This window comes from Mesotoga sp. UBA5825, assembly GCF_002432955.1.
In the GTDB taxonomy this organism is placed as follows: Bacteria; Thermotogota; Thermotogae; order Petrotogales; family Kosmotogaceae; genus Mesotoga.
Map to the genome: position 1 here is coordinate 42,380 of NZ_DJHG01000035.1, position 16,205 is coordinate 58,584.

Below are 16,205 nucleotides of genomic sequence, written 5' to 3' on the forward strand. Positions count from 1 at the left end.
AAACTTGGGAGGTGTTAGTGTGAGAAAGTATCTGGCAATGCTTCTAATAACTGTATTGTCTGTAGCGCTGTTCGCAGTAAGCGGCGTATTGGTGATGGCTATCGAAACCGAACCTGTAGGATTCGATCCGACTCTTGTGACTGCTTTTGCTTCGCACAGAGTTCTTGAAAACGTCTATGACGGTCTCCTGAAATACGATGAGAACATGAACCTAATACCTAACCTTGCTGTAGACTTCGAAGTTGTCGATCCTTATACCATCGTGTTCGAGATCAGAGAAGGAGTCAAATTCCACAACGGAGAATCCCTAACCGTTGAAGATGTTTTGTTCACATTTGAAAGGATTAGAGACCCGGAAGTGAAAGCTCCCGCAGCCACTTACTATGGTGAAGTCGAATCTATAAAGGTCATAGAAGGCAACAAAGTCGAGTTCAAGTTGAAGATTCCAATGGCCTCTTCTCTCTTACCTAACTTTGCAGGTGTCAATAGCGCAATACTTTCGAAGAGTTTTGTAGAGTCAGGAGCAAATCTTCAGCTCGTGACGAATGGAACAGGCCCGTTCTTTATGGCCGAATTTGTAGCAGGTAACTACATAACGCTGAGAAAGAACACTGAGTACTTTGTGGAGGGACTTCCTTATCTAAGCGAAATAAAGATGATGATCATGCCTGAGGAGGTAACACGGGTCTCCGCGCTAAGAAACGGAGATGTCGATCTGGCAAAGATTAGCGAGCCGCTTAGTTTGAGACAACTGCCCTCAGACAGATTCAAGATATATAGAACACCTGTTCTAAGCTATTACTTGTTGGGGTTCAACACAACCAGAGGTCCTCTAAGTAAGCCAGAGGTTAGGAATGCTCTGAATTATGCAGTAAACAGAGAGATGATCGTCAAGGCGGTTGCATTCGACGAAGCAACTATAACAGGTCCTCTAAACCCGGAACTTGATTTTTGGGCGCTCCAGCCAAATGAGTTTGAGGAGTACACTTACAACCCAGCAAAGGCGAAACAGCTGCTAACGGAGGCAGGCTATCCAAATGGTTTTGAGTTTGAGATAGTTGCTGCCCAGAGATATAACTTCGACAAAGTTGCCCAAGTTATTCAAGCTCAGCTTGCAGAAGTTGGCGTCACAGCAAAGATAAACATTGTGGAATGGGGTATCTTCATTAGCAAATGGAGAGAAAGCGATTTCGATTCTTTCATTTCCATGAACAGCGGTTCTATTGATCCGGATATTCAGTTCAACAGGACCTTCAGAACCGGTGGATCAACCAATGTATTCCTTTACAGCAATCCCGAGGTCGATGAACTCCTTGACAGAGGAAGAAGCGAGTCGGATATTGTTGCAAGACAGAAGATCTATGGAGAGCTCCAGAAAAAGCTTGTGGAAGACTCACCGATTCTGTTCCTGTATTCGGCAAACACGATATTCGCTTCGAATAACGCTGTTGAAGGGTTCAGATCTCTGGCTAACGAGAGTCTTGTTTTCTTGAGAGAAACTCACAAAGAGTAATGAGCAGGTAGAGAATGGAGTTCGGATACATTGCCAGGAGGTTGCTTTCGGCAATCCCCACTGTTCTCTTAGTAACATTTTTGGTTTTCATTGCAATCCACATAGTTCCCGGCGATGTGGTGGACATGATGCTCGGAACTCAGAACTATCTTAGTGAAAGCCAAATAGAGCAGCTTTATACTGAATATGGTCTAGATAAGCCTTTAGTCGTTCAGTATGGAATATGGGTGAGAAACCTCCTTTCTTTCAATCTAGGAACTTCACTTAGAACGGGAAGAACCGTAACCGAACTAATTAGAGAGAGATTTCCCGTTACTCTTGAACTGTCATTATTCTCTCTTGGATTCGCTATGTTGTTTGGTATTCCAATGGGAATCATATCTGCAATCAAAAGAAATGGTTTCATTGACAATTTCGTAAGGATAATCGGCCTCATCGGTCTTTCGTCCCCATCCTTTTGGGTGGGGGCGATCTTCATAGTTCTCTTCTCAGGTACCTTTCACGGCTTCAATCTCTTTGGCTATGTAAGACCGGGAGTAGATCTAATCTCCAATCTTCAAGTGATGTTTCTTCCTTCGCTCACATTGGGTTTGATGGTTGCCGCCCAGATCTTAAGGATTACGAGAACCTCGATGCTGGACGTGTTGAATCAGGATTATGTTAGGACGGCAAGAGCAAAGGGGGTAAGTGTGCGAAATGTTATTTTTAAGCATTCACTGAGAAACGCTCTGGTTCCTGTGGTAACGCTTTCCGGCATTCAGCTTGGATATCTTCTTGGCGGGACAATCGTTATTGAGAATATGTTTGCGCTTCCGGGAATGGGAAGACTTCTTCTCAATGTAGTGAACGAAAGGGACTACCCAGTTGTTCAGGGAATTGTTCTTTTTATAGGTATTCTGATAGTTTTGTTGAACATAGCGGTAGACATAATATACACACTCATCGATCCTCGTGTCGAACTTCGGTAGGTGAGAGAGATTGCTTAATGTATTCAGAAGACTTATCAATAATCCAATTTACATAGTGAGTATGGCGATTATCATAGTTATAATCATGGTGACTCTGCTTCCTGGTTTGTTTGCTCCGTACGATCCGTATAAGATGAATATGGATTCTTTCATGAGCAAACCCACCTGGAGTCATCTGTTTGGTGGAGACCAGTTTGGAAGAGACGTGTTCTCAAGATCAATATATGGAGTTCAGAAGAGTGTGATCATTGCGTCCAGCGCAATTGCACTATCTGCTATTATAGGGACCTTGTTGGGACTCCTTTCCGGCTACATAGGCGGCTGGACTGATCTGATAATCATGAGGATCATGGACAGTTTTTTTGCCTTCCCTTCGTTGATACTGGCTCTCTTCATTATTGCACTATTTGGTTCAAGCATGGCCAATCTGATATTCGCAATAGGGTTGGTCTACGTCCCGATTTTTGCTAGGACTGTTAGGGGAGCCACTTTGTCTCTGAAGGACAGTCTATATGTAAAGGCATCAAAGGCGTTGGGAAAGAAGGGTATTTCAATAATGTTGACCGACATCCTTCCAAACATCTCCTCTATACTCATAGTCACTTTCACAACAAACGTATCAACTGCCCTTCTTACAGAAGCATCTCTTGGATTTCTTGGTCTTGGTTTACCTCCACCAGAACCTACTTTGGGAGGTATGGTAGGTCAAAGCACATCTTATCTACTTAGCGCACCATGGATCGTCCTCTTTCCCGGTCTTATGATCGCCATAATCGTACTGAGCCTGAATATTCTCGGAGATGGTCTTAGGGATGTGCTTGATCCAAGAATCAGCAGATAATTACCATCTGTAGGACCATAGGGTCGTGGAACTTGTGGATACGGCATCCACGTGTTTTTTGAGAGTCTCAATCTCTTCAGCGGTATCGATGAGTCCAGCGGCGACTATCGTTATGTCGGGTGCGTGTGCTCTGATCTTTGGGGCGATTTTCGCCGCAACAATTCCAGGGAGTATCTCAATATTTCTTACACCATTAGATACTATTTGCTGTATTCCTTTGTCAACGGCCCTCGAGTCAAGAACGAAGAACCTCAACAAGCTCTGATTCAAACCAACGTTAACGGCTTGCTTAAAAATCCTTAGTTTAGCCGTTATTATCCCATCTACCCCGCTCTTCTTAAGGTAGATAACGCTGTCTTCATCTCCAGAAAGTCCTGACACGAAATCGATATCAACAAATACCCTTTTGCCAGCAGATTTGAACTGGTCTATTCTCTCTTGAACTTCAAACAGGCCTCCATTGAGAAAAAAAACCGTCTCCGGTATAACGGCTTCCGGCCTCTCTTTTCTATCCCACAAAGCTGCAATGATTCCCTTAAGCATAGTAAACCTCCCTTAATCGATGATACAACATGTTCTGTAGATCGCTTATGTGCTCTTTGCTTTTAAGGTATCCCGTAATCTGAAAAAACATTTGTGATATAATTCGAGTAAACGTGGTAGAGTTTATGAGAAAACCACGCCATGAGTTGATGGCGTGGTTTTCTTTTTGGAGGTGCCGGGATGCAGGCGGTGGTTATTGGTGGTGGAGTTGTCGGTTCGCTAATTGCCCGAGAACTCACAAGATACAAAATTGAAGTCGTTCTGGTTGAGAAGTCCGAGGATATAGGTCAAGGCGTTACCAAGGCGAATTCGGCGATTTTGCATGGTGGTTACGATGATCCGCCAGATACTCTAAGAGCGAAACTTTGTGCCGCCGGGAATTCGATGTTTACCAGGCTTTCTGAAGAGCTAAAGTTTCCTGTTAAGAGGACAGGGTCACTTGTGGTCGCCAGAGGCAGAGACGAACTGCCAAGACTTGAGGAGCTCCTTGAAAACGGCATCAGAAATGGTGTGGAAGGACTCAGAATTGTTGAGAAGAGTGAACTGAAGAGTCTGGAACCATACATTTCTGATGAGTTCAACTTTGCACTTCTTTGCAGCAGTGCCGGTATTACCGAGCCATGGATGGTAGCTATCTCTTCATCGATAAACGTCTCTGAAAACGGAGGCAGAATAATCACAAGCGATGAGGTAGTGGGCGGTACTATGAGAAATGGGAGGATTGAGAAGGTTCTTCTAAGATCGGGAAGAAAGCTAAGGGCTGATTTAGTGATAAACGCTGCGGGGGTATTCTTCGAGAGAGTTGCATCAAGCTTCGGAGTTGATGTGCCTTCCGTTAAATTGAGAAAGGGAGAGTACATTCTTTTGGATAAGAAAGCAAGTTCGCTTGTAAATAGGATTATCTTTCCTCTCCCAACTGCCGAAGGGAAAGGAAGACTCGTTGTTCCAACGGTTGATGGAGGAGTTCTACTTGGTCCCACTTCTGTCGAGTTGCCGGGATTTACTCCTGAAGATGTAAGTACTACTTATGAGGGGCTGGTCTCTGTTAGAAATTCCGGGGAGTATCTGATCCCCGGAATAGACAATCCAGGCTGGTATGTCAAGTCTTTTGCCGGACTAAGACCGGAGACAGATCAGAAGGATTTCTACATAAGAAAGGCAGAAGAACTAGAGAACTTCATCACGGTTGGAGCCATCAGGTCTCCCGGATTAACTGCAGCACCGGCAATTGCAGAATATGTTGTGACTAGAATAGTCCCCGAAACAGGAATTCGCCTGGTCGAAAGAGATGATTTCGTTTCTAGCATCAAAGAGAGAGAGAGAATAAAAGAGCTTTCGTTTGAGCGAGTATCACAACTCATTGACAAGGATCCCGCCTATGGAAGGATAGTATGCCAGTGCAACGAGGTATCTGAGACAGAGGTGATTCAGGCAATAAGAGATGGAGCGAGGACTGTGGATGGAGTTAAGTTTAGAACAAGAGCTGGTTTTGGAAGATGTCAGGGCGGATTTTGCAGTTCAAGTATTGCCAGAATTCTGTCCAGAGAGCTGAAAAAAGACCTGTCGGAGATTAGACAGAACAATGAAAGAAGCTGGATAGTAAGCGAGAAGGTGAGACAATGAAGAGACTCATCACAGACGTACTTGTAATTGGCGGGGGAGCCGCAGGAATGGCCGGTGCCTTCAGCGCAGCGAAACAGGGTGTCAAAGTAACCCTGCTCGAAAGAGAGGCAGTAGTTGGCGGCGTCTTGAATCAGTGCATTCACAATGGTTTTGGACTTCAGTTTTATCATGAAGAACTTACTGGTCCGGAGTTTGCAGCTCGACTACAGAGTGAGATGAGTCAGGAAAGGGTAGATGTGATAGGTGAATCATATGTTCGGGAAATTGATGTCCGGAGGAAGGAAGCTTTGGTGTTGTCACCACAAGGTGCCTTCAAAATAGAGTCAAGGGCTCTCGTGATTTCGACCGGTGCAAGAGAGAGACCATTTGGGTCATTGCTGATACAAGGAGATAGACCTTCTGGGGTTCTGCCAGCTGGACTGGCACAGAGATTTGTCAATCTGGAGAACTATCTGCCGTCAAGACGTGCAGTTGTACTTGGTTCGGGGGATATTGGGTTGATAATGGCCAGAAGACTAACCCTTGAGGGTGTCGAGGTTGTGGCAGTAGTTGAGCGAATGCCGTATCCAGGTGGGCTTACGCGAAACATTGTTCAGTGTCTAGAGGACTATGGTATCCCGCTTCTTCTGTCGACAACGGTTACTGGCATTTATGGCAACGGAAGGCTTGAGGAAGTTGAGATCTCAAGAGTCGATGAGAAATTCACGCCTGTTCCTGGCACCTCGAAGAAATTGAAGACAGACACGCTGATTCTATCGGCAGGATTGTTGCCACAGGTTGAGGATTTCGATAATGATTTGATGATAGATCCTGTTAATCGAGGTTTCATCGTTTCCAATACCGGTGAAAGTAGCATAGAAGGTGTCTTCGCTGCAGGAAACAATGTGGCTGTGTTTGACCTGGTTGATTATGTGGCAGCTGAGGGTTGGATAGCTGGCCGACATGCTGCTCTTTTCTCGCTTGGTGAGAACACGTCAGGTGACCGAGTTCCGGTCATAAGAGGAGAAAACGTGGGAGTACTGGTTCCAAGCATTGTCGATATGGAAGAACACTTGAGATTGTACATAAGACTGAGGAAGCCCATGGATGAGGGAAGAGTAGTACTAAAGGAGTTGAACTACGAAAAGCGTTTTTCATACGGAGTTCCAAGTGAGATGATCCAAGTGGTCATAAACAAGGATAAGCTGGCTCCTCTCCTGGATGCAGGACAACTGACTGTAGAGGTGTTAACATGAAACGACATATTACCTGTGTGATCTGCCCCGTAGGTTGCAAGATATCTGTAAGAAAGAAGGATGAGAAATACGAAGTAACTGGTAACAAATGTCCAAGAGGTCAGGAATACGCACTCAATGAACTCGTAATGCCGAAACGAATACTTACAACCAGCGTGAGAGTTTTGAACGGGGAACTCCCTCTTGCTTCAGCGAAGACCACAGGCCCAATTGACAGAGCCCTAATACTCGAAAAGATGAGTTTAATCAGCAGAATAGCCGTTGAGGCGCCGGTGAAGATAGGGGACGTTTTGATAGATGACATCGACGGTGAGGGAACTTCACTTGTCGCTACTCGACCAGTTGGAAGAATCGAAACCTCCAATCAGTAGCTTTGGCTACTTGAAATAACTTTAGATTCGAGTTACAATAATTAATGTGTTCCAGCGTGGCTCAATGGCAGAGCATCCGGCTGTTAACCGGACGGTTGGGGGTTCGAGTCCCTCCGCTGGAGCCAGAACTCCCCTGTAAGGGGGAGTTTTCGTTATATCCAGCTCTGCCCTGGGACTTTCGGGAATAGCCTGGTTTTCAGGACGTTGTCAAGAGAGCATACATATCTGGCAAGTCTTTCGACTCCAATTCCACAACCCGCTGTTGGAATGAGTTCTCTCATTTCTGCTATCTCCATGTACCAGGCAAGTTCTTCGGGGTCAGTACCTTTGAATTCCATTCTGTTAATAATCCTTGGGTGTTCCCACTCTCTCTCTCCACCAGACAAGGTCTCTCCGAATCCTTTTGGAAGAATCAAGTCCATGTCTTTGAGTGTCTTTCCATCATCAGACAGGAGGTCGTAGAACTCCCTCTCCCATATTGGGAAGTCTATCAACCAGAAGGGTTCAGTGAAGCTGGAGGACAGAACGGTTTCGAAGTCTTTTCCATACTGTTCGTAAGCATCCATGAACTTCACTTTTGCGAATGGTCGGGAGGGTACTAAAGGGTCTGAAGACAGATACTCCAGTTCCCTTTTACAGCTCTCTTTAATTGTTGTAATTACGCTGGCAAGCAGATCTTCAACAAGTAACATCACGTCATCTCTGGACGCGTTCTTGATTTCCAGATCGATCTGACTGAATTCGAAAAGATGTTTTCCCGACAGCGCCTTCTCAGAAGTCTCTAGTCTCACGTTAGGAGATACTATGAAGATCCTGTCAAATGACTTGCATGCCAACTGCTTGTGGAAAATCATGGACTGCGTTAGACGATACTCCTGATCGTAATAACGAAACTTCGCGTTATGAACTTCATGGTTCAGTGGATCGGTTATTGGAGATACAACGGTGGGAAGAAGTTCCACAAAGCCTTTTCCCCGAAGGAAGTTGTTTGCTTCTCCCAGCAGTGCGGACTTAACTCTAACTGCCGATTTTACTTGCGGGTCTCTCAGGTGTTCCAGTATCCTTGTGCTTAGTCTCCCTGTGCTTTCCATTCTCTCACCCCTTATAAAAAAAAAGAAGGCCGATGGTTATCCATCGGCCTTTTAATCTTCTAAAAGCTACAAAAGCAAAGATTAACTGACCGATCCCGGCCAGGAATTATTATCGACTCCTCTATTCCCATATAAAGACTCATTATGAACCATAATCATTCCTCCTGATTGTTTGATTGTACCACCTGAAAAGTAACACGAAAAGCACGCTGTTTAAGATTTGTTGAAGTATCTTTGTTAAATAGCGCTCGATCGGTTTATAATATTAGCATGAATATCATTCCGATTTTCGTTCCACATGAGGGTTGCAGAACGCGGTGTACTTTCTGTAATGAACATTCGGCTACGGGAGTAAGTAGACTTCCCGATGAAGCCGAGGTTCATGAAACTGTCGAGAGATACCTTTCGTTTTTCAGGGATCCCCATAAGGCAGAACTGGCTTTCTATGGCGGCACCTTTTCAGGTGAAGGCCGTCAGCAAATGTACCTTGAAATTGCAGACAGATTATTCAAGAAAGGAATCATTGGAGGTATAAGATTCTCCACCTCGCCGGGACTGCTTACTGAAGAGACGATTAATCGTATGAGATCTTACCCAATAACCTTTGTGGAATTAGGAGTTCAGTCATTCGACAACGATGTTCTGAGAAGGTGTCACAGAGATCATGGCACAAACGAGATTTACGAAGCCGCTCGATTATTGAGAAAGAATGGAATTGATTACGGGATCCATTTGATGACAGGATTATCTGGAGATTGCGAGGCGAAGGACATGTTCTCGACAAAGGAAGCAATCAGAGTCGGTGCATCTTGTGTGAGGCTTCATCCGGTCGTTGTACTGAAAGGATCGATTCTCGAAGAAGAGTATCATCTTGGAGGATTCACGCCGAAAGGAATTGAAGAGTCACTTGAGATTCTATGGAAGATGTATCTTTTGCTTTTGCTGTCTGAAGTGAAAGTTAGTAGAGTAGGGATCTGTCTTTACGGAAGACAGGTGGCAAATGTAGTTGCAGGTCCTTTTCACCCTGCTCTTGGGGAACTTGTCAGAGATAGGCTGATGTTTGAGATCTTAAGAGAGTTCTGCGTGCAGAATAATCGTCGCTCTCTTTGCCTTGATAGATCGAACAGCAAATGGTTCACAGGCCATAAGAAGGGAATTCTCGCAAGAGCATTTAGAGAGGGGATTTCAATCTCCTTTGTCGAGAATGGAGAGGATGTCGATTTGCCTTTCTACATGAAGTCTATCGGGGAAAGGATTCTGGGGGGAGTCTATGCTCAAGCTTGATTCAGTTTACATCAAGGGATTCAAGAGTTTTGCCATGCCGACGAAATTTGACGTATCATCGGGAATTACAGCTGTGGTCGGGCCGAATGGAAGCGGCAAGTCGAACGTTGTGGATGCAATAAGATGGATGTTCGGAGAACAGTCGATGAAGAACATCCGTGCTGACAGTAGAGAGGATGTGATCTTCAACGGTTCGGAGAGGTTTCCGCCATCAAACTCTGCTGAAGTAAGACTGGTGTTCGAGTCGGAGGAAGGGACCTTCTCAATAGCAAGAGAGATTTCCAGGGACGGGCAGTCGATGTATAAAGTTAACGACAAGCAGTCTAGGCTGAGAGATATCAGAGAGTTGTTCCAGGGGACAGGAGTAGGGATGGATATCTACTCGATTGTTGGTCAGGGACAGGTTGATAAGGTCGTGACAGCCTCACCTTACGAGTTAAGGGCTCTCATTGAAGAGGCCGCAGGCACGGCTGTTTACAAGGAGAGGAAAAAGGAAGCACTCGGGAAACTGGCGGCAACCGAAGAGAATCTGAGCAGGCTTGAAGACATTATCTTCGAGCTTGGCAAGCAAAGGAAGTCGCTATATCTGAAAGCGAAGAGGGCAGAAAAGTTTGTTGAGTATTCTGCGAAACAAAAGGAACTCAAGAACCTTTACTTTGGCAATATCGCAAGACTGGAAGAAGAGAAGCTTATTAGTCTGAGAGAAAGATTTGACAAAGCACGAGATGAACTGAAGGATCTTCAGAAAAAGCTAATTGAAGGTGAATCGAACTGGTCGGCCCTGAGGGCGGAGTTTTCTGAGGTCGACAAAGAGATTGAGGGTTTTACGAAACTTCTTGAAGAATATAAAAAACGTCAGAATGACTTGCTCGAGCTTAAAGAAATGTACACTCGAAGATTGAGTGAGAAAGAGAACCGACTAATTGAAGTCTCCACTAGGATAGATAATTTCAGATCGGAAATCGATGATCTCGATAAGAGAAAGGATGAGATCAAACTGATTATTGATAGTCTTGAGCAGCAGATCTCTGATGAAGAAGCCGCCCTTTCCTCTTCTGAAGAAGAGAGAGACTCGCTGGTGAAGAATTACAGTGCGCGTGAACGAGAATGGCTGAAACACCAGGAGAGTTTTGAGTCAATCTCGAAAAGGCTTTCCAAGATAGAGAATGAGCTTGAGAGACTCGATAACAGCCGTGAGGATACGGGCAAGAGACTAAGGTTAATCGAGAGTCAGCTTGAAGCTAAGAGCGCGAGGTTTGAGACTCTCAAAGATGAGACTGAATCACTCGCCAAACAAGGTAAGGAAAGCACCGAGAAGCAGCGCAAAGTTGAGGGAGATATTGGTGCGTCAAGAGAACGTCTGAATGAACTAGATACGGAGCTTGAGAAAGCAAGAGAGAAACTCTCTAAAGATGAAAATGAGTTAAGGCGTTCTCAAATGGAAAGATCCCTACTTGAAAGACAACAGGAAGAGTATCAGGGTTTTTCCAAGGCTGTGAGAGAGGTATTCTCGAGAAAGGATAGTTTTGCAGGCCTGAGAGATGTGGTTGCGAATCTCATCCAGGTACCAGAATCATACGAAACTGCGATAACTATTCTTCTCGGTTATAGAATGCAAGATATCGTGGTTGATGATTCCATAACCGCAAAGAGAGTCATCGAGTTTCTCAAGACATATAAGATCGGCCGTGTTACGTTGCTTCCTATGGACATGATTGAAGGGAACTTCAGGAACTTCACCAAAGTGGAGTCGCATCCTGGATTCATAAACTACGCAGCCAGATTGGTTGATATTCCCTTTGGCTTCGAGAAGCTCCCGGTGTATCTCTTTGCGAATTCAGTTGTCGCCAGAAGTTTGGATGATGCAATCGAGATGAGGAAGGAAGCAGGCTTCTCGGGAAGAATAGTCTCTGTTGACGGTCAATTGTTGAGTGCTGGCGGTTCGATTACTGGTGGCTTCATTGGGGAAGAGACGAGAACCGATTTGCTTTCGAGAAAACGAAGAATTCAAGAGCTTCTAGAGAGAGAAACGGAACTTGTGAAAGAGATCCAGCTCGGTGGTAAGCAGATAGGTAGACTGAAAGATGAGACTATTGAAGTTCGCGGCTACCTCAAGACATTGCAGGAAGAGCTGAACGAACTTGCCTCCAAAGGGGCCGCGATAAACAGAATGATTAGTGAGCTCCTTAAATCTGCACAGGAAGTTGAAGAGGAGATATCGGAACTAACTAAGCTCGAGAATGAGTATACAAGAAGGTTGGAGGAGAATTCGAGAAAGAAGGAGCTTCTTGTTGGAGAGCAGACTTCTCTGAGAGAAGAACGATTGGATTTGGAAAGGAAAGTCGAGGCCGAATCCGAAGAGTTGAAGAAACAGAAAAAGGCTCTTGAACAGCTCCAAGAGACAATAGTAGACACTAGATTAAGGCTTTCAACTCTATATGAGAAACACGAACAGTTTACGAAGGAACACGCATCTCTAATTCAGAAGAAGAAGAACGATCAGGAAAGTATTGAGCTCCTGTCTAGGGAGGTAACTGAGCTTGAGTCGGAGACAGAACGCCTAAGAAAGCAAGTAGCCGATCAGGAACGGGAGCTTTCATCGGTCAAGAAGGAAACAGAGAATCTCTTCTCCAGCATTAGATATCAAAGAGAGGGGAAGGAGCAAAGACTATCAGCCCTTCAGGAGGCCGAAGAAGAGATTAACAGGTTGAAGGATGAAAGAGAGAAGCTTCGTGAGCAATCTCATCAAATCGAAATGCATATTCAGGAAAGTGAAATGAAGCTCTCAAGGGTAAGAGAAGAGTTTGAAGAAGATGCGAGCGAGATTCAGATCCTGTCAGAAGAGAACCTTAAAGATGTAAAAGTGGAGCTTGATGATTACGAAAACAAGCTGAAGTTTCTTGGCAGTGTTGATCTTGAGGCAATAGACGAGTATGGAGTTGTGGACAAAGAGTATCAGGAACTCGATGAGCAGAAGCGAGATCTGGAAGAGGCCAAGGTGAAGTTGATAGAGCTGATTGATAAAACTGATGCGAAGGCCAAGAACATTTTCATGGAGACGTTCAACAACGTGAACAGTAACTTCAGCCATTACATTCAGGAGATTTTTGACGGTGGGGAAGGAGAAATCAAAATCATCCCGGGTGAAGATCTTCTTGAGACCGGTTTGGAAATAACTGTAAGGAGGCCCGGAAGGAAAGTTCAGAAGCTGCAACTTCTCTCTGGAGGAGAGAAAGCACTTGTCGGTATTGCACTAGTGTTCTCCTTATTGAGTATAAAGCCCAGCCCCTTCTACGTTTTAGACGAGGTAGATGCTCCTCTTGATGACTTCAATGCGGAGAGGTTCAGGGTGCTGTTGAGAAAGCATGCTACCGATACTCAGTTTCTTGTTGTCACCCACAACAAACTTGTTATGGAAGTTGCCAACGTTCTTCACGGAGTTACGATGACAGATGGTCTCTCAAGAGTTATTCCAGTAGAGCTTAAATCGGTTGAGACTGTAATCGGTTAATCTTTTCCGTTTGTAGAAGTCAAATGACTAGACTCCCTTGAAATAACTACAAGCATTCCAATACCAATGAGTGCTGATCCCGAGAAGAACATAAGAGAGGGGGAGTTCTTTAGAAAGAGTATATCTGCAATGATCGTGAACACAGGAATGGTGTAGACCCAGAGAGTTGCTGCCTTCCCGCCCCAAAGATTTATGCCTTTGTTCCACATTATGTACCCAAGAGCGGAGGCGAATACACTAAGAAAGAGAATCCCTCTTACTGCACCTTGAGAAAACTCAACGGGTTTGTTTAGAATGAACACCTCAGTTACCACGAGAGGTGATGAAAAGAGAAGACCCCAAAGCATTATTTCCAGAGTAGTCCATATTGAGCTGTTGTGTATCTTCTCGTAGAAAAAGGTGTAGGCAGCCCATGAAACTGCAGCCCCAAAGGAGAGGAGATTTCCAACTGTACTAGAGCCTTCGGAGAATCTCCCTGAGAAGATGATTACAAAGAGTCCGGCAAAAGCTACTAAACCCCCAAAATACTCCAAGAAATCGAATCGCTTCGTAGCAACATCGTAGAGAATTATTGTCAGAATCGGTGCCGTGGAGACGATGAGAGAAGCATCAGAAGCGTTCGTCAAAGTCAGTCCGTAGTTTTCAAACAGGAAATAGAACGTGATTCCGAATAATCCAGCCAAAGCAGCATTCTTGTGATCGACGGTCCTAAACGAACCTCTTTTCCGTGTAGACAACGGAAAGAGTATACCGACCGCTATGGAGAATCTTATATACGCTAGTAGCATTGGTGGCAGTGATTCAACGGCCACCTTCGTAAATATATACGATCCTCCCCAGATCATAGCTGTCGCTGCAAGAATTACGAGACCGAAAGATCTTTTTTTTGTTCTTCTCATACTCTCTTGTATGGGGAGTAATCTGCGTTGGATCTAGAGATCACAGGTTCAAGTATTAGAGCCTCGTATGGGTGAAGGTCAATACTTATCGTCCCAAAGGATGCACTAAAGGCCTTTCCTGCAATAGTGTCTTTCATCTCCGTTCCATTCATGAGAAAGCCCTCTTGCAGAAATACTCTTGACCTTACATTCTTTTCTGTAGGATTTACGATGCAGACTAAAAGATCATCAACAATTCCAGTTGTTCTCTTGAATGAGATTAGAGAATGATCAGAGCTGACTAGAGGTTTGAAGTCGCCCGACCGGAGAGATGGTTTGCTTGAACGAATGGTGTTCAGAGTCTTGTATAAGTTCAAGGTCTCAATCTCCTGGCTCGTGTGCTCCCACTTCATTGGTGCCCTATTCTCCGGATCGTTGCCTCCTTCCATACCTAACTCTTCCCCATAGTAGATCAAAGGGACGCCCGGAAGGCAATACTGGAGAATCAACGCTGCTTTGATTCTGTCTATGGATCCAAGCTCGTTCTTCAGTCTCGGTACATCGTGTGAAGAAAGGACAGTCCAGGACTTCGACAGGAATTCCAGGCCTGCATCTCTAACTGCATCATTAATAATGTTAACTGCATCTTTCCCTGAAACAAAACCGTTCAGAGCTTCCCATATTATCAACCTGAAGTAGTAGTTCATAAGCCCATCAAGACCCGATCGCTCCGGCCAGCTCCCTGGGTAATTCCATATCTCACCAATCACGCACGAATCAGGTCTAGCAAATCTTGTTCTTTCGACTATTTCCTTCAGAATTTCAGGACCCAGATCATATGCAACGTCTAGCCTCCAGCCATCGATTCCCATGTTGAGCCAATGACGTAACACTGATTCCTCTCCCTTGAAAATGATTTCCGCAAGATCGGGGTTCTCCAGGTTCAGTTCGACAAGATTACCGGAATTCATCCAACCCCTGAATCCCTTCTCTCCCCTTATGAAGTACTCCATCAGTCTTTCGTTGCCTTGAAAAGCCCCCGGTTCATCGAAGATCTCCAGCCCATTGAACCACCTTCCAGCAATGCCAGCATGATTAAACACTCCGTCAAGTACAACTCTAATTCCCCTTGCGTGGGCACTCTCAATTAGGGCAACAAAGTCTTCTTCAGTGCCAAGATCGGGGTCGATAGCGAAGTAATCAATTGTGTCGTACTTATGATTTGTGTGAGCCCAGAATACCGGATTCAAGTAAACGGTGTTTGCTCCAAGCTCCTTGATGTAATCAAGTTTTTCGACTATGCCGATCAAGTCTCCTCCCCAAAAATCATACTGGTGACTTCCGTCAATTGAAGGGAGAGGTCTTTCTTCCCAACTTTTGACCTTTTGTTTGGGGAGCGAATAGTACCCTTCCTCTTTCTTCTGAAAGACAGTCTTTCCATTGCCCAAATTGAATCTATCGGGGAGCACCTGATATACAATTGCATCCTTCTTCCAGTCTCTCATCTTCTCTCCTCTAGCAGCTCATTGGCATACGCGAGGTATACCATTCCAAGAAAGATATTGTTTCTTACAGACCAGAGTTCTTCAGGCTTGATGTTTATTTGAGATTGCCTTAACCATGAATTCAGAGTCCAGAGAGTCATCTCGTAGATTTGCATGAGTCCTCTCGAATAGACGTATGATGAAAAGGATTCGTCGATGCTTCTCTCTTCCATCAAAGCAAATGGATTCAATGATGACTCAACTGTCATAATAGACAGTACCACCGCCGGATCGAGCTTGGAGAGATCTAGAGTACGAACTCTTCCACCGATAATAATCTCTACCTTCGTACCGCCGAACTCGACAAGCGAATCGTAGATCTCCTCTGAAAGGCGTCTTCTAAAGAGATCCGATCTATCGGAAAGCAATTTGCTGGATTCAATCAACGAAGCTACTTTTCTTTCTAGATCAGGATACTCCTTTTTCGTTCTGGCCTGTGTAAGCTTTGTAAGGGCGGAGTTATATTCGAAAATCCTTTCTTCAGGCAGATTATGCATTCTAATCGAATTGTTTAACATTAGTTCGTTTGAAGGGTTCTTGTTGGTGAAGTAGCTGTAGGCATCAAGTACTCGATCATCATACAAGTAGGTGGGGCTATTGAGAAAAGTCTTGTAATCAGCGCCCAAGCCTGCATTGTAGAGGACAGACAGAGCTGCAACTCTCTCGAGCTTGTTCTTTTCGCCTAGAGAAGTGAGTATTAGTGCAATAGTGATTATCGAGGCAAGCAGAATCATTAGCACAATTAGATCAGTCTTCTTACCTTTGTCCATAGTCCACCTCTCGGCAATTATAGCAGAGAAAAG

13 protein-coding genes and 1 tRNA gene are annotated in these 16,205 nt (G+C 44.8%); 9 read left to right on the forward strand and 5 right to left on the reverse strand.

Annotation, left to right across the window (positions count from 1 at the left end):
- Positions 1–19 precede the first annotated feature (19 nt).
- Genes B3N33_RS03685 through B3N33_RS03695 form a run of 3 tightly spaced genes read left to right on the forward strand, consistent with a single transcriptional unit; the run spans position 20 to position 3,322 of the window.
- Positions 20–1,513, forward strand: a complete 1,494-nt coding sequence (locus tag B3N33_RS03685) for an ABC transporter substrate-binding protein (RefSeq protein WP_214078416.1) — start codon at positions 20–22, stop codon at positions 1,511–1,513.
- 14 nt (positions 1,514–1,527) lie between these two features.
- Positions 1,528–2,481 carry an ABC transporter permease gene (locus B3N33_RS03690; protein WP_214061124.1) on the forward strand — a complete coding sequence of 318 codons (954 nt, stop codon included), beginning with the start codon at positions 1,528–1,530 and terminating at the stop codon, positions 2,479–2,481.
- Positions 2,482–2,491: 10 nt separating this feature from the next.
- Positions 2,492–3,322, forward strand: coding sequence for an ABC transporter permease (locus B3N33_RS03695; protein WP_214078415.1), 831 nt, complete (start codon positions 2,492–2,494; stop codon positions 3,320–3,322).
- Here the strand turns inward: B3N33_RS03695 and B3N33_RS03700 are convergent, their stop codons facing one another.
- On the reverse strand, positions 3,323–3,865 hold the full coding sequence (locus B3N33_RS03700) for a glycerol-3-phosphate responsive antiterminator (protein ID WP_214061122.1): 543 nt from the start codon (positions 3,863–3,865) through the stop codon (positions 3,323–3,325).
- Positions 3,866–4,045: 180 nt separating this feature from the next.
- Between B3N33_RS03700 and B3N33_RS03705 the strand changes: the two genes are divergently transcribed.
- The 4 genes from B3N33_RS03705 (at position 4,046) to B3N33_RS03720 (ending at position 7,219) form a co-directional block, all read left to right on the forward strand.
- Entirely contained in the window at positions 4,046–5,488 is a 1,443-nt protein-coding gene (locus tag B3N33_RS03705) for an NAD(P)/FAD-dependent oxidoreductase (RefSeq protein ID WP_214078414.1), read from the forward strand.
- A complete protein-coding gene (locus B3N33_RS03710; RefSeq protein WP_214078413.1) occupies positions 5,485–6,723 on the forward strand; it encodes an NAD(P)/FAD-dependent oxidoreductase in 1,239 nt (412 codons plus the stop codon). The genes B3N33_RS03705 and B3N33_RS03710 overlap by 4 nt, the downstream gene beginning before the upstream one ends.
- Entirely contained in the window at positions 6,720–7,094 is a 375-nt protein-coding gene (locus B3N33_RS03715) for a DUF1667 domain-containing protein (RefSeq protein WP_214061120.1), read from the forward strand. The genes B3N33_RS03710 and B3N33_RS03715 overlap by 4 nt, the downstream gene beginning before the upstream one ends.
- Positions 7,095–7,144: 50 nt before the next feature.
- Positions 7,145–7,219: transfer RNA gene (locus B3N33_RS03720), tRNA-Asn, on the forward strand.
- A gap of 27 nt (positions 7,220–7,246) precedes the next feature.
- On the opposite strand, the gene B3N33_RS03725 is transcribed toward B3N33_RS03720, so the two are convergent.
- Positions 7,247–8,185 (reverse strand): asparagine synthetase A, encoded by a 939-nt coding sequence (locus tag B3N33_RS03725; RefSeq protein ID WP_214078412.1) that lies wholly within the window; start codon positions 8,183–8,185, stop codon positions 7,247–7,249.
- A gap of 234 nt (positions 8,186–8,419) precedes the next feature.
- On the opposite strand from B3N33_RS03725, the gene B3N33_RS03730 reads away from it, so the two are divergent.
- Both B3N33_RS03730 and smc read left to right on the forward strand, forming a co-directional pair.
- Positions 8,420–9,469 (forward strand): elongator complex protein 3, encoded by a 1,050-nt coding sequence (locus B3N33_RS03730; RefSeq protein WP_292592199.1) that lies wholly within the window; start codon positions 8,420–8,422, stop codon positions 9,467–9,469.
- Positions 9,456–12,980, forward strand: a complete 3,525-nt coding sequence (gene smc, locus B3N33_RS03735; protein ID WP_292592200.1) for a chromosome segregation protein SMC — start codon at positions 9,456–9,458, stop codon at positions 12,978–12,980. Before B3N33_RS03730 ends, smc begins: the two co-directional genes overlap by 14 nt.
- On the opposite strand, the gene B3N33_RS03740 is transcribed toward smc, so the two are convergent.
- From B3N33_RS03740 to B3N33_RS03750, 3 genes are read right to left on the reverse strand one after another with little or no spacing between them, the layout of a single operon-like run.
- A complete protein-coding gene (locus B3N33_RS03740) occupies positions 12,977–13,879 on the reverse strand; it encodes a DMT family transporter (RefSeq protein WP_214061117.1) in 903 nt (300 codons plus the stop codon). The two genes, smc and B3N33_RS03740, sit on opposite strands and share 4 nt — an antisense overlap.
- On the reverse strand, positions 13,876–15,363 hold the full coding sequence (locus tag B3N33_RS03745) for a glycoside hydrolase family 13 protein (RefSeq protein WP_214078410.1): 1,488 nt from the start codon (positions 15,361–15,363) through the stop codon (positions 13,876–13,878). The genes B3N33_RS03740 and B3N33_RS03745 overlap by 4 nt, the downstream gene beginning before the upstream one ends.
- Positions 15,360–16,172 (reverse strand): transglycosylase SLT domain-containing protein, encoded by an 813-nt coding sequence (locus B3N33_RS03750; RefSeq protein WP_214078409.1) that lies wholly within the window; start codon positions 16,170–16,172, stop codon positions 15,360–15,362. Before B3N33_RS03750 ends, B3N33_RS03745 begins: the two co-directional genes overlap by 4 nt.
- Positions 16,173–16,205 lie beyond the last annotated feature (33 nt).

What these genes read in the sequence shown, in the direction of transcription:
- B3N33_RS03690 (WP_214061124.1), top strand. Translation starts at nt 1,528, where the DNA reads ATGGAGTTCGGATACATTGCCAGGAGGTTGCTTTCGGCAATCCCCACT.
- B3N33_RS03700 (WP_214061122.1), bottom strand. Translation starts at nt 3,865, where the DNA reads ATGCTTAAGGGAATCATTGCAGCTTTGTGGGATAGAAAAGAGAGGCCG.
- B3N33_RS03705 (WP_214078414.1), top strand. Translation starts at nt 4,046, where the DNA reads ATGCAGGCGGTGGTTATTGGTGGTGGAGTTGTCGGTTCGCTAATTGCC.
- B3N33_RS03710 (WP_214078413.1), top strand. Translation starts at nt 5,485, where the DNA reads ATGAAGAGACTCATCACAGACGTACTTGTAATTGGCGGGGGAGCCGCA.
- B3N33_RS03715 (WP_214061120.1), top strand. Translation starts at nt 6,720, where the DNA reads ATGAAACGACATATTACCTGTGTGATCTGCCCCGTAGGTTGCAAGATA.
- B3N33_RS03725 (WP_214078412.1), bottom strand. Translation starts at nt 8,185, where the DNA reads ATGGAAAGCACAGGGAGACTAAGCACAAGGATACTGGAACACCTGAGA.
- smc (WP_292592200.1), top strand. Translation starts at nt 9,456, where the DNA reads ATGCTCAAGCTTGATTCAGTTTACATCAAGGGATTCAAGAGTTTTGCC.
- B3N33_RS03740 (WP_214061117.1), bottom strand. Translation starts at nt 13,879, where the DNA reads ATGAGAAGAACAAAAAAAAGATCTTTCGGTCTCGTAATTCTTGCAGCG.
- B3N33_RS03745 (WP_214078410.1), bottom strand. Translation starts at nt 15,363, where the DNA reads ATGAGAGACTGGAAGAAGGATGCAATTGTATATCAGGTGCTCCCCGAT.
- B3N33_RS03750 (WP_214078409.1), bottom strand. Translation starts at nt 16,172, where the DNA reads ATGGACAAAGGTAAGAAGACTGATCTAATTGTGCTAATGATTCTGCTT.